Source organism: Escherichia sp. E1V33 (genome assembly GCF_004211955.1).
In the GTDB taxonomy this organism is placed as follows: domain Bacteria; phylum Pseudomonadota; class Gammaproteobacteria; order Enterobacterales; family Enterobacteriaceae; genus Escherichia.
Window position 1 is genome coordinate 222,825 of record NZ_RHJI01000015.1, and the last position, 18,517, is coordinate 241,341.

Here is an 18,517-nt window from a genome sequence, read left to right on the forward strand (position 1 = left end):
AAGAACGGGAAGATTTATGAAGAAAGGTTTTATGTTGTTTACTTTGTTAGCGGCGTTTTCAGGCTTTGTTCAGGCGGATGACGCGGCAATTCAACAAACCTTAGCCAAAATGGGCATCAAAAGCAGCGATATTCAACCTGCGCCTGTTGCTGGTATGAAGACAGTTCTGACCAACAGCGGTGTGTTGTATATCACCGATGACGGCAAACATATCATTCAGGGGCCGATGTATGACGTTAGCGGCACAGCTCCGGTCAACGTCACCAATAAGATGCTGTTAAAGCAACTGAACGCGCTTGAAAAAGAGATGATTGTTTATAAAGCGCCGCAAGAGAAGCATGTTATCACTGTGTTCACCGATATTACTTGTGGCTACTGCCACAAGCTGCATGAGCAGATGGCCGACTACAACGCGCTGGGGATCACCGTGCGTTATCTCGCTTTCCCACGCCAGGGGCTGGACAGCGATGCAGAGAAAGAAATGAAAGCTATCTGGTGTGCGAAAGATAAAAACAAAGCGTTTGATGATGTGATGGCGGGTAAAAGCGTCGCACCAGCCAGCTGCGACGTGGATATTGCCGACCATTACGCACTTGGCGTCCAGCTTGGCGTTAGCGGTACTCCGGCAGTTGTACTGAGCAATGGCACACTTGTTCCAGGTTACCAGCCGCCGAAAGACATGAAAGAATTCCTCGACGAACATCAAAAAATGACCAGCGGTAAATAATTCGCGTGAAACAACAGATAAAACTTCGTCGCCGTGAAATCGATGAAACGGCAGACCTGCCTGCTGAACTGCCGCCCTTGCTGCGTCGTTTATACGCCAGCCGGGGCGTGCGTAGTGCGCAGGAACTGGAACGCGGTGTTAAAGGCATGCTGCCCTGGCAGCAACTGAGCGGCGTCGAAAAGGCCGTCGAGATCCTTTACAACGCTTTTCGCGAAGGAACGCGGATAATTGTGGTCGGAGATTTCGACGCCGACGGCGCCACCAGCACCGCCCTTAGCGTGCTGGCGATGCGTTCGCTTGGCTGCGCCAACATCGACTTCCTGGTGCCGAACCGTTTTGAAGACGGTTATGGCTTAAGCCCGGAAGTGGTTGATCAGGCGCATGCCCGTGGCGCGCAGTTGATTGTGACGGTGGATAACGGCATTTCCTCTCACGCGGGCGTTGAACACGCTCGCACGCTGGGCATTCCGGTTATTGTTACCGATCACCATTTGCCGGGCGATACGTTACCCGCGGCGGAAGCCATCATTAACCCTAACTTGCGCGACTGTAATTTCCCGTCGAAATCACTGGCAGGCGTGGGTGTGGCGTTTTATCTGATGCTGGCGCTGCGCACCTTTTTGCGCGATAAGGGCTGGTTTGATGAGCGTAACATCGCAATTCCTAACCTGGCAGAACTGCTGGATCTGGTCGCGCTGGGGACAGTGGCGGACGTCGTGCCGCTGGACGCTAATAATCGCATTCTGACCTGGCAGGGGATGAGTCGCATCCGAGCCGGAAAGTGCCGTCCGGGGATTAAAGCGCTGCTGGAAGTGGCCAATCGCGATGCACAAAAACTCGCCGCCAGCGATTTAGGTTTTGCGCTGGGGCCACGTCTCAATGCTGCCGGACGACTGGACGATATGTCCGTCGGTGTGGCGCTGTTGCTGTGCGACAACATCGGCGAAGCGCGTGTGCTGGCAAATGAACTCGACGCCCTAAACCAGACGCGCAAAGAGATTGAACAGGGAATGCAGGTTGAGGCGCTGACTCTGTGCGAGAAACTGGAGCGCAGCCGCGACACACTGCCCGGCGGGCTGGCAATGTATCATCCTGAATGGCATCAGGGGGTTGTCGGAATTCTGGCTTCGCGTATTAAAGAGCGTTTTCATCGTCCGGTTATTGCATTTGCGCCAGCGGGAGACGGTACGTTAAAAGGTTCTGGACGCTCCATTCAGGGGCTGCATATGCGCGATGCGCTGGAGCGCTTAGATACGCTCTATCCAGGCATGATGCTCAAGTTTGGCGGCCATGCGATGGCGGCAGGCCTGTCGCTGGAAGAGGATAAATTCGAACTTTTTCAGCAACGCTTTGGTGAACTGGTTACCGAGTGGCTGGACCCTGCATTATTACAGGGTGAGGTTGTCTCCGATGGCCCGTTAAGCGTTGACGAGATGACCATGGAAGTGGCGCAGCTGCTGCGTGATGCTGGCCCGTGGGGACAGATGTTCCCGGAACCGCTGTTTGATGGCCATTTCCGCCTGCTGCAACAGCGGCTGGTAGGCGAGCGTCATCTGAAAGTGATGGTCGAACCCGTCGGTGGTGGCCCGCTGCTGGATGGTATTGCGTTTAACGTTGATACGGCCCTCTGGCCGGATAACGGTGTGCGTGAAGTACAACTAGCCTATAAACTGGATATCAACGAGTTTCGCGGCAACCGCAATGTGCAGATTATCATTGATAATATCTGGCCAATTTAACGTCATCCTCTCTATAAAAAAGAGCGTGGATTCGGTACAATCCCGCTCTTATCACCGCATTTTGACTAGCTCAAGAAAAGAAATCAGACCATGTTTGAAATTAATCCGGTAAATAATCGCATTCAGGACCTCACGGAACGCTCCGACGTTCTTAGGGGGTATCTTTGACTATGACGCTAAGAAAGAGCGTCTGGAAGAAGTAAACGCCGAGCTGGAACAGCCGGATGTCTGGAACGAACCCGAACGCGCACAGGCGCTGGGTAAAGAGCGTTCCTCCCTCGAAGCTGTTGTCGACACCCTCGACCAAATGAAACAGGGGCTGGAAGATGTTTCTGGTCTGCTGGAACTGGCTGTAGAAGCTGACGACGAAGAAACCTTTAACGAAGCCGTTGCTGAACTCGACGCCCTGGAAGAAAAACTGGCGCAGCTTGAGTTCCGCCGTATGTTCTCTGGCGAATATGACAGCGCCGACTGCTACCTCGATATTCAGGCGGGGTCTGGCGGTACGGAAGCACAGGACTGGGCGAGCATGCTTGAGCGTATGTATCTGCGCTGGGCGGAATCGCGCGGCTTCAAAACTGAAATTATTGAAGAGTCGGAAGGTGAAGTGGCGGGTATCAAATCCGTGACTATCAAGATTTCCGGCGATTATGCTTATGGTTGGCTGCGCACAGAAACTGGCGTTCACCGCCTGGTGCGTAAGAGCCCGTTCGATTCCGGCGGTCGTCGCCATACGTCGTTCAGTTCAGCATTTGTTTACCCCGAAGTGGATGACGATATCGATATCGAAATCAACCCGGCTGATCTGCGCATCGACGTCTATCGTGCATCCGGCGCGGGTGGCCAGCACGTTAACCGTACCGAATCTGCGGTGCGTATTACTCACATCCCGACCGGGATTGTGACTCAGTGCCAGAACGACCGTTCCCAGCACAAGAACAAAGACCAGGCCATGAAGCAGATGAAAGCGAAGCTTTATGAACTGGAGATGCAGAAGAAGAATGCTGAGAAACAGGCGATGGAAGACAACAAATCTGATATCGGCTGGGGCAGCCAGATTCGTTCTTATGTCCTTGATGACTCCCGCATTAAAGATTTGCGTACAGGGGTTGAAACCCGCAACACGCAGGCAGTGCTGGATGGCAGCCTGGATCAATTTATCGAAGCAAGTTTGAAAGCTGGGTTATAAGGAACCAACATGTCTGAACAACACGTACAAGGCACTGACGCGGTAACCGATCTTAACAATGAACTGAAAACTCGTCGCGAAAAGCTGGCGAACCTGCGTGAGCAGGGGATTGCCTTCCCGAACGATTTCCGTCGCGACCATACTTCTGACCAACTGCATGCAGACTTCGACGCGAAAGAGAACGAAGAGCTGGAAGAGCTGAACATCGAAGTGGCTGTTGCTGGCCGCATGATGACCCGTCGTATCATGGGTAAAGCCTCCTTCGTTACCTTGCAGGACGTCGGTGGCCGCATTCAGCTGTATGTGGCTCGTGATGATCTGCCGGAAGGCGTTTATAACGATCAGTTCAAGAAATGGGATCTTGGCGACATTCTCGGCGCAAAAGGTAAGCTGTTTAAAACCAAAACCGGCGAACTGTCTATCCACTGTACCGAACTGCGTCTGCTGACCAAAGCTCTGCGTCCGCTGCCAGACAAATTCCACGGTTTGCAGGATCAGGAAGCGCGCTATCGTCAGCGTTACCTGGATCTCATCTCTAACGATGAATCCCGCAACACTTTTAAAGTGCGTTCGCAAATTCTTTCCGGTATTCGCCAGTTCATGGTGAATCGTGGCTTTATGGAAGTTGAAACCCCGATGATGCAGGTGATCCCGGGCGGTGCAGCTGCACGTCCATTTATCACCCATCACAACGCGCTGGATCTCGACATGTACCTGCGTATTGCGCCGGAACTGTACCTCAAGCGTCTGGTGGTTGGCGGCTTTGAGCGTGTGTTCGAAATCAACCGTAACTTCCGTAACGAAGGTATTTCCGTGCGTCATAACCCAGAGTTCACCATGATGGAACTCTATATGGCTTACGCGGATTACAAAGATCTGATTGAACTGACCGAATCGCTGTTCCGTACTCTGGCTCAGGATATTCTCGGTAAGACCGAAGTGACCTACGGCGACGTGGTACTGGACTTCGGCAAGCCGTTCGAAAAACTGACCATGCGTGAAGCTATCAAGAAATATCGCCCGGAAACCGACATGGCGGATCTGGACAACTTCGACTCTGCGAAAGCGATTGCTGAATCTCTCGGCATTCACGTTGAGAAGAGCTGGGGCCTGGGCCGTATCATCACCGAGATTTTCGACGAAGTAGCAGAAGCACATCTGATTCAGCCGACCTTTATTACTGAATACCCGGCTGAAGTTTCTCCGCTGGCGCGCCGTAACGACGTTAACCCGGAAATCACCGATCGCTTTGAGTTCTTCATTGGTGGTCGTGAAATCGGTAACGGCTTTAGCGAGCTGAACGATGCAGAAGATCAGGCTCAGCGCTTCCTGGATCAGGTCGCAGCGAAAGATGCAGGCGACGACGAAGCAATGTTCTACGACGAAGACTACGTCACCGCACTGGAACATGGTTTGCCGCCGACAGCAGGTCTGGGGATTGGTATCGACCGTATGGTTATGCTATTCACCAACAGCCATACCATCCGCGACGTTATTCTGTTCCCGGCAATGCGTCCGGTAAAATAAGCATTACGTTATGCTCACAACCCCGGCAAATGTCGGGGTTATGACTTTTGGCAAATGCAAAATTGCCTGATGCGCTACGCTTATCAGGCCTACATCGCCTCTGCAATATATTGCATTTTCACGACTTTGTAGGCCGGATAAGGCGTTCACGCCGCATCCGGCATAAAACAGCGAGCACATTGTCAGCAATCTGTTACCTCGGCAACCGTCGGAGTTTTTCATTTAATCTGTGTAAATGCAGACAATCGTTTTCTGGCTTCGCGATTTGTCGCCTGCATCACCATCCACGGACTAAACGCCCACGGTGTGGCATCAATAGCGCGTAAAGCATCTGATAAATCACACCATTGATAATCCATCACTTCATCACCGTTGGGCTGTAACGCGCTGGTAATTCGAGCGGCAAAGACTGGACATATTTCATTTTCGACAATGCCATTCGGGTCAGTGGCGCGATAGTGGAAGTCTGGATAAACCGGTTCGGGGGGCGTTATTTCCACGCCAAGTTCATAGAGGCAACGGCGGATCACCGCCTCTTCATTGCTTTCGCCCAGTTGCGGATGACCGCACACCGAGTTAGTCCACACGCCTGGCCACGCTTTTTTGCTTAGTGCGCGCCGGGTAACCAGCAGTTGTCCCTTAGCATTAAACAGCCAGCAGGAGAACGCGAGATGTAAGAGGGTATTTGCCGTGTGTGCGGCATACTTTTCCAGTGTACCCGAGGGGACTCCCTGTGCATTCAGTAAAATGACGTGTTCCGTTTGCATAATTTCTCACATGTAATTCTAATCACTCGTCATTATAGATAACTGAAGAGTAAAATGATTAACCAAGTGAGTGTTTATCGGCATCCGCCCGTTTTGAGCGGATGCTGACAGAGTAAGGCCATTTAAAAAAGCAGCATCATATATTTGAAGCGACTTTCAATAGCCATTGCCACACAGTCAGAAATGACAGGAATGGAGATCATTAAGAGTAATAACAGACTGAATATAGTGCGCATCAATAGGTTCATATCATTCACCATGCTCATTTTTCTTTAGCTTGCGCATCAAAAGCCACATACGCACTGTTCTGACTTTTAAATCTTTATCAGAGACAGATTCTTTCACCAGATCGGCATGATGCTGATAACCATTGAAAAAGACGTTCAGTACCACCGCGCTGATAGTCGCCAACATAATGCCGCTATGTAACAACGGTTGCAGTACCGCCGGTAACTTAGAAAAGAAATCATGAGAAAGCGTCGGGGTCATACCCACGCCAAGGCTAATAGCCACGATATACAGGTTGTAGCGGTTGGTGGTGTAGTTACAGCGCGACAGAATACGGATCCCCGTCGCCAGCACCATACCGAACATTACCAATCCTGCGCCGCCTAGTACAAATTGCGGAATGGATGCCACCAGCACCGCCATTTTGGGCACCATCCCAAACAGAATTAATATAATCCCGGAAGAGATACACACCCAGCGACTGTGAACGCGCGTCACGCTGACCAGGCCAACGTTTTGCGAAAAGGAAGTATGCGGGAAGCTGTTAAACGTGCCGCCGATCATTGTCCCTATGCCATCTACGCGTAACCCGCGAATAATGTCTTGTGAAGAAAGTTTTCTACCGACAATTTCCCCCAATGCCAGGAACATCCCCATCGACTCAATAAATACGATGATTAACACTGCGGTCATGGTCAGAATGGAAACCGGATCGAAAACTGGCGTACCAAACGACATTGGCGTGACAATGGCGAACCACGAAGCATCATTCAGTCCAGACAGATTCACTTCATTCATCATCCACGACAGCAAGAAGCCAAATACAATCCCCAGTAATACGGCGACATTGGACATAAATCCTTTGGCGTAACGGGTGATAAGCAAGATGAAAATTAAGACGGCGAAGGAAATGGTTAAATAGACCGGATTGCCATATTGTGGATTGCCTTTACCGCCAGCAGCCCAGTCAATGCCTACCTGAATAATACTCAGGCCGATAGAGGTAATAACCACACCGGTAACTAACGGCGGGAATAACGGCATTAAGCGACCAATAAGTGGTGCTAATAGCGTGGTGATAAAACCGGCCGCAATGGTTGCGCCAAAAATCCCCAGCAGACCGATATCCGGGTTCATCCCAATGGCAATCATTGGCGTTACAGCCGCAAAGGTCACCGACATAATCACCGGCAGGCGAATCCCCATAAAGCGGCCAATGCCGATACATTGCAATAATGTGACGATACCGCAGCAAAAGAGATCGGAGCTAATCAGCATTGCGATAGCTTCTTTCGAGAGTCCGAGTCTGTCACCAATCATAAGTGGGACGGCGACTGCGCCTGCGTACATAACAAGGACGTGTTGCAGACCGAGTATGATCAGCTTTCCTGGTGATAATATGCGGTCCACCTCATCCGTTGGGCGGTCTTGCCCTGAAGATGAGGGAATTTGAGAATCTATGGCGCTCATCAGTCTTTCTCCTTTCGCTCGCCAGAGTAAAAAGCAACCGTTTACGTTCACTAAAACTCTTTAATGACATGCTCGTGGGATGCCAGTTTTCACAAGGAGGGGACGTTACAAGATGGAAATGCGGGGGCAATCACATAATTGGGATTAAACCGAGAAAATGAGAATAAAAATAGACAATGAAATTATCTTTAATTTTCTCATATTGATATTTCATTAATCATTCTGGCATGTCGCACTCTCGTATTTAATACTTTTTATCTGGATGGCACTCTTTTGAACGACGATGTTTAAATATTGAAAGCGGCACAGATTGAGGGTTAATAATTTGATATCAGTCACATAATTATAATTAAAACTGGCTCGTTTCCTCATATATGCCCGTTTATTGCATTGCGACATTTGAGAAGACATAACTCATCAAATGAAAGGGATGCATATGAACAAGTTTATCGCTGCTGATGCTGCGGAATGTATAGGCTGTCATGCCTGTGAAATTGCCTGTGCGGTGGCCCACAATCAAGAAAACTGGCCGCAGAGTCACGGTGATTTTCGACCCCGTATCCACGTTGTTGGCAAAGGTCTGGCTGCAAATCCAGTGGCTTGCCATCATTGCAACAATGCCCCCTGCGTTACGGTTTGCCCGGTAAATGCTCTGACTTTCCAGCCTGATAGCGTACAACTGGATGAACAAAAATGCATTGGTTGTAAAAGATGCGCAATCGCTTGCCCCTTTGGGGTCATTGAGATGGTCGATGCTATTGCGCAGAAATGTGACCTTTGTAACCAGCGCAGTTCCGGGACGCAGGCCTGTATTGAAGTCTGCCCAACCCAGGCGTTGCGGCTGATGGATGAGAACGGCTTGCAGCAGATAAAAACGCTGCGACAACGCAGGACGGCGGAGGGAAAAGCATCGGAAAAACCACAATCATCTCGTCGCGAGGCATTGCTCCCCATCACTCTGCGCAAAGGGGCTGATAAAGTTGCTGCGAGCGAGCGAAAGACCCACTTTGGCGAAATTTATTGCGGCCTTGATCAAAAACAGGCGGCGTATGAAAGCGACCGTTGTGTCTATTGCGCCGAAAAAGCCAACTGTAACTGGCATTGCCCGCTGCATAACGCTATCCCTGATTACGTCCGCCTGGTGCGGGAAGGGAAGATTATTGAAGCAGCAGAACTCTGCCACCAGACCAGCTCCTTACCGGAAATTTGCGGTAGGGTATGTCCGCAGGACAGGCTTTGTGAAGGCGCATGTACTTTAAAAGATCACTCTGGCGCTGTCTCTATCGGTAATCTGGAACGCTATATTACTGATACCGCACTGGCGATGGGCTGGCGTCCTGGTGTCACCCAGGTTGTTCCTCGCATAGAAAAAGTGGCGGTGATTGGCGCAGGACCCGCGGGACTGGGATGTGCCGACATTCTGGCGAGGGCGGGTGTACATGTTGATGTGTTTGATCGCCATCCAGAAATTGGCGGTATGCTGACTTTTGGCATTCCTCCGTTCAAGCTCGATAAAATGGTATTAAGCCAGCGGCGGGAGATATTCACCGCAATGGGAATCGACTTCCATCTCAACTGTGAGGTTGGCCGCGATATCTCTTTCAACGAGTTAACGGCGGAATATGATGCCGTTTTCCTCGGTGTGGGGACTTACGGCATGATGCGTGCAGATTTGCCGCATGAAGATGCGCCTGGCGTCATTCAGGCGCTACCGTTCCTGACTGCCCATACCCGCCAGCTTATGGGACTGCCGGAGTCTGAAGAGTATCCGCTGACGGATGTTGAAGGTAAACGAGTCGTGGTTTTGGGCGGCGGCGACACGACAATGGATTGTTTGCGCACTTCCATCCGCCTGAATGCCGCCAGTGTGACCTGTGCGTATCGCCGTGATGAAGTCAGTATGCCCGGTTCGCGCAAAGAGGTGGTCAACGCGCGCGAGGAAGGCGTTGAGTTTCAGTTCAATGTTCAGCCGCAATATATTGCTTGTGATGATGATGGACGTTTAACTGCGGTGGGCCTGATCCGTACCGCAATGGGCGAGCCGGGACCAGATGGGCGCCGTCGTCCACGTCCGGTCGCAGGTTCAGAGTTTGAGCTGCCCGCCGATGTTCTGATTATGGCCTTTGGTTTCCAGGCGCATGCCATGCCGTGGTTGCAGGGCAGCGGAATTAAACTCGATAAATGGGGCCTGATTCAAACCGGCGACGTCGGGTATTTACCTACCCAGACGCATCTGAAAAAAGTCTTTGCTGGTGGTGATGCAGTTCATGGCGCGGATCTGGTCGTCACTGCAATGGCCGCAGGAAGGCAGGCGGCGCGCGATATGTTAACTCTGTTTGATACGAAGGCATCGTGATGAAATCGTTAATTATTGTTAATCCGGTTGACTGTATTGGCTGCCGTACTTGTGAAGTGGCCTGTGTGGTCGCTCACCCTTCAGAACAGGAGTTGACTGCCGATGTCTTTTTGCCTCGACTGAAGGTACAGCGTTTGGATCGAATTAGCGCGCCGGTGATGTGTCACCAGTGCGAAAATGCGCCTTGCGTTGGGGCCTGCCCCGTACAGGCGCTGACGATGGGCAAGCAGGTGGTGCAGGCAAATTCTGCCCGTTGTATCGGCTGCCAGAGTTGCGTCAGTGCGTGTCCGTTTGGGATGATCACCATTCACATATTGCCGGGAAATGTTCGGTCAGAAATCGTGAAATGTGACCTTTGCGAACAGCGGGAAGAGGGGCCGGCTTGCGTTGCATCTTGCCCGACGCAGGCGTTGCAGTTGTTAACCGAAGGAGAACTCAGGCGGGTCCGCCAGCTGCGTATTGCTGCCAGCGGCAAGAGTCCTCTCTGAAAAAACTCCGCGCTGTATGGCGCGGAGGTTCTTCTAGATAGCCCAACCACCCGCGTAAAACGCGACCAGGGCGGCAGTTATGATGACAGTACCAATATTGAGTTTGTTCCATTCGCGAGCAAAAACGCGACCCACTACGAGTGTCACAAAGCCCAGCATAATACCGGTGACGATATTACAGGTCAGGACGATAAAGACAGCGCAAACCAGGCCTGCCATCGCATCAATAAAGTCATTGAAGTCCAGTTTTGAGACGTTACTTAACATCAGCAGACCCACGTACATCAGTGCGGGCGCAGTGGCGTAACCGGGGATCAGAAACGATAACGGTGATAAAAACAGAATTAACAGGAACAGTAAGCCAACAATCGTCGCTGTCAGACCTGTTTTGCCACCAGCGGCGGTTCCTGCCGCAGATTCGATATAGACCGCCGCAGGTGCAGCACCCACCAGCCCAGAAAATATTGAGCTGACGGAATCGCTGGTCAGGGCTTTACCACCGTTGATTATCTGGTTGTCTTTATCCAGGAGATTCGCCTGGCCGGCTACTGCGCGGATGGTGCCGGTAGCATCAAATACGGCGGTCATCACCAGTGCCAGTACACTCGGGAGAACGGTTGGCTGGAGTGCACCCATAATGTCGAGGCTGAAAATTAGCGACTTACCATCTTCGCCAGTCAGACTCGGCATCGCCACCAGACCGTGGTATTTCACCTCAGGATCAAAGAATAAGCCGATTATTGAGATGGCGATAATTACCAGCAAGATCCCACCAGGTACGCGGCACTTTTCCAGTCCGAAAATCACCGCTAGTCCCAGCAAGCTCATCATCACAGGGAAAGAGGTAAATGCCCCGAGCGCAACTGGTAAGCCTTCAATCGGGTTTTTGATAACCATACCAACGCCGTTAGCAGCAATCAGCAGCAGGAACAGACCGATACCGATACCTGTACCGTGGGCTATGCCCATCGGTAAATTGCGCAAGATCCAGGTTCGTACTCCGGTCACGGAGATGGCGGTGAAGATGAGGCCCATCAGGAAGACCGCGCCCAGCGCGACAGGAACGCTAATTTGTTGCCCGAGGACCAGACTGAATGCGGTAAATGCCGTCAAGGAGATGGCGCAGCCGATCGCCATTGGCAAATTAGCCCACAGCCCCATTAGCAGCGATCCGAAGCCCGCGACCAGACAAGTAGCGACAAAGACCGCAGCAGGGGGGAAACCAGCTTTGCCCAGCATACCGGGAACCACGATTACAGAATAAACCATGGCCAGAAAGGTGGTTAAGCCCGCCAGAACTTCCTGGCGAACGGTACTGCCACGAGCGGTTATTTTAAAATAACTATCCAGCGCGCCCTGTGGCTTTGGTGCGACCGGTGTTTGTAGGATGTCTCCAGACATAATGATGTCCTCACGAGGATATTAAGGTTTTATTATTAGTTGCGTTCGTACACCAGACGACCATCAACGTAGGTGCGGTAGATCGAACGGTCATCGCCCAACGTCATCATCACGAACAATTTGTCGACTAAAGAAACTGAGTTGTCATAGCGCAGCTGCTGTAGTGGTGTGGCAGTGGGTTCCATCACCACAAAATCAGCCTCTTTGCCGGGTAAGAAGTTGCCGATAAGGTCGTCAAGGCCCAGAGATTTCGCGCCACCAAGGGTGGCAAGGTAAAGTGCTTCATACGCGGAGAGGCGGTATCCCTGTAACTGCAATACTTTGTAGGCTTCATTCAACGTTTGCAGCATGTTGAAGGTGGTTCCGGCTCCAATGTCAGTTCCCATGCCCACTTTGACTTTTTTCTTCCAGGCTTTTTGTAAGTTGAATAGACCACTGCCCAGGTAGAGGTTTGAAGTTGGGCAGAAAGCGATGCTGGATTTGGTTTCGCTAAGGCGATCCCACTCTTTTTCTTCGAGATGGACGCAGTGAGCAAAGACGCAGTTTTTACCTGTCAGGCCGTACTGATGGTAAACATCCAGATAACCATCATGTTCAGGATAGAGTGATTTCACCCAGGCAATTTCATCTTTGTTTTCACAGAGATGGGTATGTACCCACGTGTCTGGATACTCTTCTTTCAGGCGTTGTGCCATCGCCATCTGTTCAGGTGACGATGTTGGTGCGAAGCGTGGTGTAATGGCATATAACAGACGGCCATTTTTATGCCAGCGTTCGATCAGTTCTTTGCTTTGGTGATAGCTACTTTCCGCGGTGTCGAGCAGATAATCTGGCGCATTGCGGTCCATCATCACTTTACCGGCAATCATTCGCATATTGATATGACTGGCGGCTTCAAACAACGCATCCACAGATTGTGGATGAACCGTACCAAATACCAGTGCCGTAGTCGTACCGTTACGTAAAAGCTGCTTGATGAAGAACGCCGACATTTCGCGGGCGTACTCTAAATCCTCATAACGGCGCTCAGTAGGGAAGGTGTGTTTATTCAGCCATTCCAGTAACTGCTCGCCATAGGCACCGACCATTTCACTCTGCGGATAATGGATATGCGTATCGACAAAGCCCGGTACAATTAGTTTGCCGCGATAGTCGCGAACGCGAATAGTGTCAGGAATTTGATGTTTTCCGTCTTCCCATTCGCCAAACCATGCTACTTTCCCCTGTTTAATGAGTAATAAACCATCCTCAATAAATCGTAGCGCAGAAGCGATCTCTTCCGGGTGATCGACCGTACGGATGACATCAATAAAACTGCCTCGTACTGCTTTTAACGTGTGTTCTCCTGACATCATTGACTCCTTTACTGTTAATCCATTTCTTCCGCTGAGGTAATACCTAGCAGAACCTTTTCCTGTCGGTAGCCTCCAGGGAGGATGATATTTAATAAAATCGCAGTTAACCCTCCAGCACAAATAGGGTTTTCAACTAATACATAGATAGAGGCAGGTAATATTTTAAAAATTTCAGGATCGTAGGAAACACCAAGACCCAAACCTAATGAGGTGGCGACAATCAGCGTTTCACGGCGCTTTAAGCCGTTAGTGATAATGATGCGGATACCGGCAATGGCAATCATAGAAAACATTAACGTCATTGCGCCCCCCAGAACTGCCGAGGGAATAGTGGTGAAGAAGCCGCCGATCATCGGAAATAACCCAAGGATAACCAGCATTACCGCGATGGTTCGCCCGATATAACGTGAAGCGACGCCAGTCATCTGTATTACGCCATTATTTTGTGCAAAAGTGGTTAATGGTAATGAACCGACTGCGGAGGCGATAACTGAAACCAGGCCATCTGCCAGCACTCCGCCTTTCAGACGGGATTGATATTCTTCACCCTGAATAGGGCGGCGGGAAACCATCGCAGTGGCGGTGATATCGCCTACAGCTTCCAGCACGCTAAGTAAGTAAATAGTGCCGACGACAAGGAACTGATGAAAATTGAAACTAAACCCGTATTTGAAAGGGTGGGGGATAGTAATGAGGGGGAGATTGCGCAAACTGCTGAAGTCTACCATGCCAAGGCATAATGAAACTGCATAACCCACGCACAAACCAATGGCGATTCCGCCCATACGTAGTAGCGGACTGCGACAACAGTTAAAGCCAATAACCACAATCAGCACCAGTAAACCAACGCCAAGATGCTCGTAGCTGCCGAACGTGCCACTGCTCTTGGCGGCAAAACCACCGCCAAAATCAATAATGCCGACTTTAATCAGGCTTAAGCCGATCATCAGTACAACAATACCGCTGACAGTGGGAGTAATTACTCTGCGTAAATAAGGAAGAATAAAAGAGGCTCCGACCACCAGAAAGGCACCAACGAAGGAGACGCCGAGTAGCGATGACATGATTAATTCTTCATGGAAACCGTCACTTTTCATGCTGCTACCCAGTGCAATCATGACTGTCACAAATGAAAAATTGACTGACTGAATTGAGAGCAGACCAGAACCGACGATGCCATAACGATTTACCTGCAACCAGGTACCAATGCCAGAAGCGATCATCGCCATGGAAACCAGGTAGGCAGTGGTTTCTGCGGAAAGTTGTAAGGCCGCCCCCACAATTAGCGCGGGTGTTACCATTGGGACGAAAATTGCCAATAGATGGGTAATGGCACCCACGATAGCCTGATGAAAGGGAGGGCGATCCTCCAGTTCAAATATAAGGTCAGAACCTGCATGATTTATATCAGACATCCCTTCACTCCTTATAAAGTAAATTTGATCATCTGAATCAGTAAAATAAATTCCCACGAATTTGGGGCGCAGGACGCCTTGAGAACGGCTTATCTCATTTTCGCAGTCACTATCTGGTTATCTATAAAACAGAGAATCTGGCCGCCGAAGCGGCCATTAATTATTTATATTTTTTTCAGTTCGGTGAGTATTTTCTCCGGGGTGAAATGCCATTTGCGCAACCATATGCCGCAAGCATCGTGAATTGCGGTAGCAATTGCCGGTGCAGCGCCGTTCACGCCGATCTCCGAGATTGATTTCGCTCCGAATGGGCCGACTTTATCGTCACTTGGTACCAGCACAGCGCGGAAATCACGCGGAATATCGCCAATTTTCGGCGCGCCATAGCTGCGTAAATCACGCGTTAATGGGTGTCCTTTGGCGTCATAAATGATCTCTTCGCTCATGCTGTGGCCGATAGCTCGGAGGGTAGCGCCGTAGATCTGCCCCAACGCTAACTCCGGGTTGACCGGAGTACCGCAATCCAGCAAGGCGTAGAATTTATCCAGGCGGATTTCACCGGTACGTGTATTGACGGCCACTTCAGCGAAGTTTGCCCCATACGGGAAGGCGAAATCAGGCGTGATGTAACTGGCTGTTCCAACCAGCGAACCAAAGCCAGTACCGGTTTCGCCTTTATGGGCAATATCTCCGAAACTGACTTCGCCTTTCTTGCCGCGAACGACACCCGGCGTTGCCAGTTGAACATCTTCCAAGGGCTCACCCAACATCTGCGCGCCGTGAAAAAGGATTTTCTCGCGTAAATTTTCCGCGGCCATACGCGCGGCGTTGCCTGAGAAGCAAGTGCCAGAGGACGCATACGCGCCTTTATCAAACAACGCATGGTCGGTATCACCGGAGATAACATGCACGTCCTGCGGTGGGCAGTGCAGCACTTCCGCTGCCAGTTTAGTGACTACAGTATCCAGACCCGTACCGATGTCAGCACCGCCAGAATGGACGATAAATGTACCGTCTGATTCCAGTTTGATCATACAGTTAGCCTGATCGATATCCGGGATCCCCGACTTCTGCATGATAATGGCGACGCCACGACCCACGCGCCAGTCACCTTTCTGCGCTTTAGGTGAAGACCACTGGATCATTTCACGCCCCTGACGCAGGATCTCTTCCAGTGCGCAGCTGGCGGCGGAAGGAACGGAGGTCGGCGCTTTACCTTCGCCAATAGCGCCGAGAATTTTCAGCTCTTGCCCTTCGTGTACCCGGTTACGTTCGATAATTTCCAGCTGATCGATCTGCAACTGTTCAGCCAGTTCCGCTAATGCCATGGTGATAGCGAAGTTACCTTTCGGTGCGCCATAACCCTGATAAGCACCATTTGGGCAGATGTTGCTGTAGTAGGTGGTGACCTGGAAATCGACGTTATCGCACGGATATAACGGCAGTGATAGCGCCGGTCCGTTACACGGTACGGTGAGTGAGTGGTTGCCGTAAGGGCCTGTGTTGGCGCGGAAATCCATCTTCACTGCCGTCAGGCGACCATCTTTTTTGGCCCCCAGTTTGACGGTGACTTTCGCGACGTGACGAGAGGTGTTAGCAATAAACTCTTCTTCACGGGTGTAGCGGAACAGTACCGGACGCCCGGTCACGCAGGTTGCCCAGGCGCACACTTCTTCCAGCAGAATGTCCTGTTTAGACCCAAAACCGCCGCCTACGCGTTCTTTAATGACATGAACTTTATGCTGTTTCATACCCACGAGACGCGCAACCTGGCGGCGCAGGTGCCACGGTACTTGAGTGGACGCGTGGATAACCAGACGATCGCCGTCCATGCGGGTAAAGCAGATATGTGTTTCAGTCGGGCATTGCTGCGCCTGAGTGGAGTTATAGGTTCTTTCAATGATCACATCGGCGTCGGCAAAGCCTTTGTCCATATCACCAATATGACCATGAATACTGGCGGCGATATTTTTGCGAGGGCGAGAACCGATAGGGAAGTTAATGATCATATGCTCGCCGCGCTGGGCTGCATGGCTGTTATCGTCTTCCAGAGTATCTGGCGCACCAGCAACATACACCACCGGTTCATCGTGTACGACAGGCGCATCTTCCGCCATTGCCTCGTCAATCGACATTACTGGCTTAAGCACTTCATATTCAACGTCAATGAGCTCAAGTGCCGCGAGCGCGATCTCTTCACTCTCGGCAACAACCGCAGCAACGCGATCGCCGACGTGGCGCATTTTCTTACCAAACATGCGACGGTCTAACGGAGAAGGTTCCGGTGCGCTCTGACCACCTGGCGTGTAGTAGATATCCGGGCAATTCAGGTGAGTAATCACATGAACAACGCCCGGTAAGGCCTCGGCTTTGCTGACATCCAGACGGGTAATCAGTGCGTGAGCGTGTGGGCTACGTAACATTTTAATGACGCAGGCGTCAGCGGTTACGCGGTCTTCAACATAGCAGGGTTTAGCCTGCACCATTTTGGCAGCGTCGGTTTTTGGGTAATGTTTACCAATAACTTTAAGGTCATCGCGGAAAGTCGGGGCGATATCAATCGTGGCCTGTGGGTTATTCTTACGTGCAACAGCCAGTTCAATGACCTGGTAGTATTGCTGCCAGCCAGCATCGCGGCTGAACAGGCCAGAAAGCGCGTCGTCGATCTCTTCGCGAGTTGGTGTGGCGATGCGATCGAGAAGATCGGTGATAATCAGAGCCGCAGCCGGATCGTTATAACCGGACTGCACCACGCCGACATCAACCATTGCCTGTTGAACCAGACTTAATTCATTCCATTTTCCTAAGGATTCAGCGGTGAGAATGTCTGCGTTTTCTAACTGTGCTGCAATCAACAGGGAGGCGTTAAGGATATTACCGTTAAAAAGAATCGCATCAGAACCGGCAAAACCGAAGCCATCATCACTGTTGCGCACAGAGTGCATGCCCATGCCAAACAACAGCTTTTGCACGTTCTCGCCAGGATTGGCCTTTAGCTCCTGGGGCGCGCCATTTAAAGTAAAGTGGATATTCATACGGCTTCCTCCCCAGCCTGTTGGCAGTCGGCATACAGGTCGGCTACCAGAACTCCCGTGATATAGCGTTTATACGCTACGCTACCCCGCAAATCTTCCTGGGGGAAAATGGCGTTGGCGACGGCTTGTTCCAGCGCGTAGCCTTCCAGATTTTGTTTTTCAACATCATGTAGACGCAGTGCTTTACTGGTTACGCCATCCAGTGCAATTCGCATACCGTCGTGGTCTGTTATTGCAACGGCTGCCGTCACGACGGTTAAACCTGCCTGAGAACGGCTAATTTTGCGGGTCGCACAGGTGCGATACGGATCTTTAATGATAATTTCGGTTAGCAGGCGATCGCATGGGCAGGTCAGGTAGTCCTCGATTGACAGCGTTTCGCCGTTGCCAAAAACCAGTTCAGCATCCAGTGCCAGCAGGACGGGAAGCAGCACCGACTCTTCCTGCCGGGCGGCGATTTCACCACCAATGGTCGACTGATTACGAACATGGCGTGAGTAAACAAAACCGAGGGCTTCACGCAGTGCTGCAGGAATAAATCGCGCATCACGCAGTGGCTGCAAGCGAGACATTGCACCAATCCGCAGTGCACCGTTATCCCAGTCAACCCAGTCCAGTTCCAGATCCTGTAAGGAAATGGCAATCTTTTTATCGGTACGGGTTGGTGTAGCGTTGAGTTTGCTGCCCCCGGCGAACCAGACGGCTTCATCCTGGTAGCGGCGCTTCAGTTCCAGCGCCTGTTCGACAGAGTCGGGCCTGAAAAATTGTTCAATCATCTTCTTTCCTTATTTAACCCTCTTCCCGGAAGGAAGAGGGTTTT

15 protein-coding genes and 1 pseudogene are annotated in these 18,517 nt (G+C 51.1%); 7 read left to right on the plus strand and 9 right to left on the minus strand.

Going from position 1 to position 18,517, the window contains the following annotated elements; genetic code table 11:
• Positions 1–16: 16 nt before the first annotated feature.
• The 4 genes from dsbC (at position 17) to lysS (ending at position 5,182) form a co-directional block, all read left to right on the plus strand.
• Positions 17–727, plus strand: a complete 711-nt coding sequence (dsbC, locus tag D9742_RS15090) for a bifunctional protein-disulfide isomerase/oxidoreductase DsbC (RefSeq protein ID WP_000715230.1) — start codon at positions 17–19, stop codon at positions 725–727.
• Positions 728–732: 5 nt separating this feature from the next.
• Positions 733–2,466 carry a single-stranded-DNA-specific exonuclease RecJ gene (gene recJ, locus D9742_RS15095; RefSeq protein WP_130237437.1) on the plus strand — a complete coding sequence of 578 codons (1,734 nt, stop codon included), beginning with the start codon at positions 733–735 and terminating at the stop codon, positions 2,464–2,466.
• 90 nt (positions 2,467–2,556) lie between these two features.
• Positions 2,557–3,655, plus strand: a protein-coding gene (prfB, locus tag D9742_RS15100; protein WP_001701073.1) for a peptide chain release factor 2 whose coding sequence is annotated in 2 segments (ribosomal slippage) — positions 2,557–2,631 and positions 2,633–3,655 — 1,098 coding nt in all. Because the reading frame shifts where the segments join, the coding sequence is not laid out codon by codon here.
• 9 nt (positions 3,656–3,664) lie between these two features.
• Positions 3,665–5,182: a lysine--tRNA ligase gene (lysS, locus tag D9742_RS15105; RefSeq protein WP_130237438.1), complete on the plus strand. Its 1,518-nt coding sequence runs from the start codon at positions 3,665–3,667 to the stop codon at positions 5,180–5,182.
• A 63-nt stretch (positions 5,183–5,245) separates the two neighbouring features.
• Here the strand turns inward: lysS and D9742_RS23695 are convergent.
• Both D9742_RS23695 and idi read right to left on the minus strand, forming a co-directional pair.
• Positions 5,246–5,344, minus strand: a pseudogene (locus D9742_RS23695) (hypothetical protein); the annotation flags it as partial.
• A 56-nt stretch (positions 5,345–5,400) separates the two neighbouring features.
• A complete protein-coding gene (gene idi, locus D9742_RS15115) occupies positions 5,401–5,949 on the minus strand; it encodes an isopentenyl-diphosphate Delta-isomerase (RefSeq protein ID WP_130237439.1) in 549 nt (182 codons plus the stop codon).
• Positions 5,950–6,003: 54 nt separating this feature from the next.
• Between idi and D9742_RS15120 the strand changes: the two genes are divergently transcribed.
• Positions 6,004–6,057 carry a hypothetical protein gene (locus D9742_RS15120; protein WP_123057966.1) on the plus strand — a complete coding sequence of 18 codons (54 nt, stop codon included), beginning with the start codon at positions 6,004–6,006 and terminating at the stop codon, positions 6,055–6,057.
• A gap of 14 nt (positions 6,058–6,071) precedes the next feature.
• On the opposite strand, the gene D9742_RS15125 is transcribed toward D9742_RS15120, so the two are convergent.
• Together D9742_RS15125 and uacT are read right to left on the minus strand one after the other, a co-directional pair.
• A complete protein-coding gene (locus D9742_RS15125; RefSeq protein WP_064529875.1) occupies positions 6,072–6,197 on the minus strand; it encodes a hypothetical protein in 126 nt (41 codons plus the stop codon).
• Position 6,198: 1 nt separating this feature from the next.
• Positions 6,199–7,647, minus strand: a complete 1,449-nt coding sequence (uacT, locus tag D9742_RS15130; protein ID WP_130237440.1) for a urate/proton symporter UacT — start codon at positions 7,645–7,647, stop codon at positions 6,199–6,201.
• Between the two features lie 436 nt (positions 7,648–8,083).
• On the opposite strand from uacT, the gene ygfT reads away from it, so the two are divergent.
• Both ygfT and D9742_RS15140 read left to right on the plus strand, forming a co-directional pair.
• Positions 8,084–10,003: a formate-dependent uric acid utilization protein YgfT gene (gene ygfT / locus D9742_RS15135; protein WP_130237441.1), complete on the plus strand. Its 1,920-nt coding sequence runs from the start codon at positions 8,084–8,086 to the stop codon at positions 10,001–10,003.
• On the plus strand, positions 10,003–10,491 hold the full coding sequence (locus D9742_RS15140; protein WP_130237442.1) for a 4Fe-4S dicluster domain-containing protein: 489 nt from the start codon (positions 10,003–10,005) through the stop codon (positions 10,489–10,491). The genes ygfT and D9742_RS15140 overlap by 1 nt, the downstream gene beginning before the upstream one ends.
• 33 nt (positions 10,492–10,524) lie before the next feature.
• On the opposite strand, the gene ghxQ is transcribed toward D9742_RS15140, so the two are convergent.
• The 5 genes from ghxQ to ygfM all read right to left on the minus strand — a co-directional run bounded on the left by ghxQ (position 10,525) and on the right by ygfM (position 18,473).
• Complete coding sequence (gene ghxQ, locus D9742_RS15145) at positions 10,525–11,892, minus strand: guanine/hypoxanthine transporter GhxQ (RefSeq protein ID WP_130237443.1); 1,368 nt, start codon at positions 11,890–11,892, stop codon at positions 10,525–10,527.
• Positions 11,893–11,927: 35 nt separating this feature from the next.
• Complete coding sequence (gene guaD, locus D9742_RS15150) at positions 11,928–13,244, minus strand: guanine deaminase (RefSeq protein ID WP_130237444.1); 1,317 nt, start codon at positions 13,242–13,244, stop codon at positions 11,928–11,930.
• 17 nt (positions 13,245–13,261) lie between these two features.
• Positions 13,262–14,662: a xanthine/proton symporter XanQ gene (xanQ, locus tag D9742_RS15155; RefSeq protein WP_130237445.1), complete on the minus strand. Its 1,401-nt coding sequence runs from the start codon at positions 14,660–14,662 to the stop codon at positions 13,262–13,264.
• A 164-nt stretch (positions 14,663–14,826) separates the two neighbouring features.
• Positions 14,827–17,697 (minus strand): molybdopterin-dependent oxidoreductase Mo/Fe-S-binding subunit, encoded by a 2,871-nt coding sequence (locus tag D9742_RS15160; protein WP_130237446.1) that lies wholly within the window; start codon positions 17,695–17,697, stop codon positions 14,827–14,829.
• The gene (gene ygfM, locus D9742_RS15165; RefSeq protein WP_130237447.1) at positions 17,694–18,473 is read right to left on the minus strand and encodes a molybdopterin-dependent oxidoreductase FAD-binding subunit; all 780 of its coding nucleotides are present in this window, start codon (positions 18,471–18,473) and stop codon (positions 17,694–17,696) included. The genes D9742_RS15160 and ygfM overlap by 4 nt, the downstream gene beginning before the upstream one ends.
• Positions 18,474–18,517 lie beyond the last annotated feature (44 nt).

Coding starts and splice junctions, on each gene's coding strand:
- dsbC (WP_000715230.1), top strand. CDS start 17: ATGAAGAAAGGTTTTATGTTGTTTACTTTGTTAGCGGCGTTTTCAGGC.
- lysS (WP_130237438.1), top strand. CDS start 3,665: ATGTCTGAACAACACGTACAAGGCACTGACGCGGTAACCGATCTTAAC.
- idi (WP_130237439.1), bottom strand. CDS start 5,949: ATGCAAACGGAACACGTCATTTTACTGAATGCACAGGGAGTCCCCTCG.
- D9742_RS15125 (WP_064529875.1), bottom strand. CDS start 6,197: ATGAACCTATTGATGCGCACTATATTCAGTCTGTTATTACTCTTAATG.
- uacT (WP_130237440.1), bottom strand. CDS start 7,647: ATGAGCGCCATAGATTCTCAAATTCCCTCATCTTCAGGGCAAGACCGC.
- ygfT (WP_130237441.1), top strand. CDS start 8,084: ATGAACAAGTTTATCGCTGCTGATGCTGCGGAATGTATAGGCTGTCAT.
- D9742_RS15140 (WP_130237442.1), top strand. CDS start 10,003: ATGAAATCGTTAATTATTGTTAATCCGGTTGACTGTATTGGCTGCCGT.
- ghxQ (WP_130237443.1), bottom strand. CDS start 11,892: ATGTCTGGAGACATCCTACAAACACCGGTCGCACCAAAGCCACAGGGC.
- guaD (WP_130237444.1), bottom strand. CDS start 13,244: ATGTCAGGAGAACACACGTTAAAAGCAGTACGAGGCAGTTTTATTGAT.
- xanQ (WP_130237445.1), bottom strand. CDS start 14,662: ATGTCTGATATAAATCATGCAGGTTCTGACCTTATATTTGAACTGGAG.
- D9742_RS15160 (WP_130237446.1), bottom strand. CDS start 17,697: ATGAATATCCACTTTACTTTAAATGGCGCGCCCCAGGAGCTAAAGGCC.
- ygfM (WP_130237447.1), bottom strand. CDS start 18,473: ATGATTGAACAATTTTTCAGGCCCGACTCTGTCGAACAGGCGCTGGAA.